The sequence below is a fragment of the Streptomyces sp. B1866 genome (assembly GCF_031932565.1).
GTDB lineage: Bacteria > Actinomycetota > Actinomycetes > Streptomycetales > Streptomycetaceae > Streptomyces.
In genome coordinates this window covers 1-2,365 of the sequence record NZ_JAVSCF010000458.1, presented here as the reverse complement: position 1 = coordinate 2,365, position 2,365 = coordinate 1, and the positions used below count along the sequence as shown (strand labels likewise).

3 protein-coding genes are annotated in these 2,365 nt (G+C 77.0%); all 3 read right to left on the bottom strand.

The window, feature by feature from the left end; genetic code table 11:
- Window positions 1-16 precede the first annotated feature (16 nt).
- Window positions 17-1,123, bottom strand: a complete 1,107-nt coding sequence (locus RKE29_RS29385; protein WP_312008758.1) for a glycosyltransferase family 4 protein — start codon at window positions 1,121-1,123, stop codon at window positions 17-19.
- Window positions 1,120-1,875 (bottom strand): polysaccharide deacetylase family protein, encoded by a 756-nt coding sequence (locus RKE29_RS29380; protein WP_312008757.1) that lies wholly within the window; start codon window positions 1,873-1,875, stop codon window positions 1,120-1,122. Before RKE29_RS29380 ends, RKE29_RS29385 begins: the two co-directional genes overlap by 4 nt.
- Window positions 1,872-2,365: hypothetical protein (locus tag RKE29_RS29375; protein WP_312008756.1), on the bottom strand; the 494-nt coding region annotated here is incomplete at its 5' end. The genes RKE29_RS29380 and RKE29_RS29375, both read right to left, overlap by 4 nt.

Here is a 2,365-nt window from a genome sequence, read left to right as displayed (position 1 = left end):
GGGGCCGCCGGGGCGCTCACGACAGCGCCTTGGCGTAGACGTCCTCGACCTGCTCCACGACCGCGTCCCACGTGTACGCGCGGGCCGCGGCGGCGCTGCGGCCGCCGAGGTCGCGGCGCAGCGCCGGGTCGGCGGCGACCTGGTCGACGGCGGCGGCGAGCGCGGCGGGCTCGGGGGCCGCCAGCAGGCCGACGCCGTCGAGCAGCTCAGCGGTGCCGGGCACCCTGGTGGCCACCACCGGCAGGGCGGCGGCCATGGCCTCCAGGACCACCAGCGGCATGCCCTCCTTGTCCGAGGGCAGCACGAAGGCGTCCGCGTCCGCGTACTCGCCGACGAGGTCGGCGCCCAGCCGGGAGCCGGCGAAGGTGACGTCGGCGAGCCCGAGCCGGGCCGCCTGGGCCTGAAGCTCGCCGCGCAGCTCGCCGTCGCCGACGATGCGCAGGTGCACCGGCCGCGTCACGCGCGCCATGGCGTCCAGCAGCCTGCCGACGTTCTTCTGCGCGCTGAGCCTGCCGACGTACAGCAGCCGCAGCGGCCGCTCGGCGGCGGCCTGGCCCACGGCGTCCCGTACGGGCATGAAGTAGCGGCGGTCGACGCCGTTGGGCACGACGAAGACCCGGTCGGCGGGCACCCGGTAGGTGTGCGCGACGAACTCGGCCTGCGCCTCGCTGAGCACGATGACCGCGGCGGCGGCGCGCAGCACGCGCGCGAAGACGTGCTTCTTGTACGCGGGCAGCAGCCGGCCCATCGGCCCGGAGGCGTCGACGTCCAGGTGGAAGTGGAGCACGAAACGCTGCCCGCGCGCGCGGGCGGCGAGCGCGACCAGCTCGGGCAGCAGCGCGTGCGCGCTGTGCAGGTGCAGGACGGCCCCGCGCGGGGCGCGCAGCAGGGACGCCAGCAGGCCGGGCGCCACCGGCGTGTGCGCGACCTCCACCGAGCGGTGTCTGCGCACCGCCACGCTGCCGTCCCGCGCGTGCGGCGGCGCGCCGTCCGCGCCGATGGTGGTGGTGATGACGCGCACGTCGTGGCGGGCGCCGAGGCCGGCCGCCAGGTGCTGCACGACGCGCTCCAGGCCGCCGAGGTGCGGCGGGTAGTACGGGGTGATCTGGTAAACGGTGCTCACCGGCGGGCCTCCAGGCCCGGCAGGGCGCCGTTGGGCACGTACGACACGTCGGGGCGGCCGGAGATGTGGTCCAGGACGCGTTCGAGCCGCTGCCAGTCGCCGCGCGCGTCGACCTCCCAGCTGTGGCCCCACAGGTGGTAGACGCCGCCGCGGCGCAGGCACCGCTCGAACCACTCGATCGCCAGGTCGTCCCAGCTCAGGTAGAGCCGGGCCGCGCGCAGCGGCCGCAGCCGCGCCATGCGCAGCGCCAGCGGGCCGTCGACGCGGTGCGCGTAGGCGTTGACGGTGGTGTCGGTCTCCAGCGGGTCGCCCGGGTCGAGCGTGCTGCGCCGCACCGTGCGCGCCAGCGCGAACCCGATCTCGCCGGCCATCGCCACGTGGGCCTTCGTGTACTCGCCGCGCGGGTAGCAGAAGGTGGTCACCGGCGCGCCGGTGATCTCCTCCAGCTCCTCCTTGCCCGCGCGCATCTCCTCGCGGGCCGCCGCGTCGTCGATCAGGGGCAGCCGCTGGTGGGAGAGGGTGTGCCCGCCGATCTCGAACCGCTCGGCCAGCTCCCGGACGCCGGCCGCGGGCAGCCGGTCGGCCGGGTCGAACTCGATGTTGCGCGGCGCGATGTAGAACGTGCCGGGGACGCCGTACCTCTCCAGCAGCGCGGCCAGCTTCGGATCGAGCCGGTGCCCGTCGTCCCAGCTGGTGGTGACGACGGCGGGCGGCCGCTCGGCGAGGTCGGGGGCCGAGGCGTTGACGGTCATGGTGTGCCCTCGGAGTCGGGGTTCGGCCGGCCCGTGAGCCGGTAGCGCAGGGTCTGGTCGTGGCCGAGCAGCGCGACGCGCACGGCGGCGGGCGCGTCGCCGCGGCGCACCGGCAGGCGGACGACGGCCGACGCGGGCCGGCCCTCCCGCCCGGGGACGGCCGCCGTCACGGACGCGGTGACGCGCCCGCCGGACGTCTCCAGCCACACGCGCAGCCGGTGGGTGCGGTCGGCGTGCTCGCCGTGGCCGACGAGCGAGACGGGGACGACGACGGCGCCGCGCTCGACGCCGGGCGCGCGCGTGAAGTACAGCTCGGTGTACGTGCTCGGCAACCGCGTGAACGAGGCGCGCAGCTCTTCGCGTACGTCCGGTACGGACCAGGCGGCGGCCGCGACGGCCACCACGGCGAGCAGCGCGAGCAGCGCGCGGCGCGCCCTGCCGCGCGGGGCGCGCCGGTGCCGGCCGTCCCGGGCGGAGCCGCCGCCGTCCT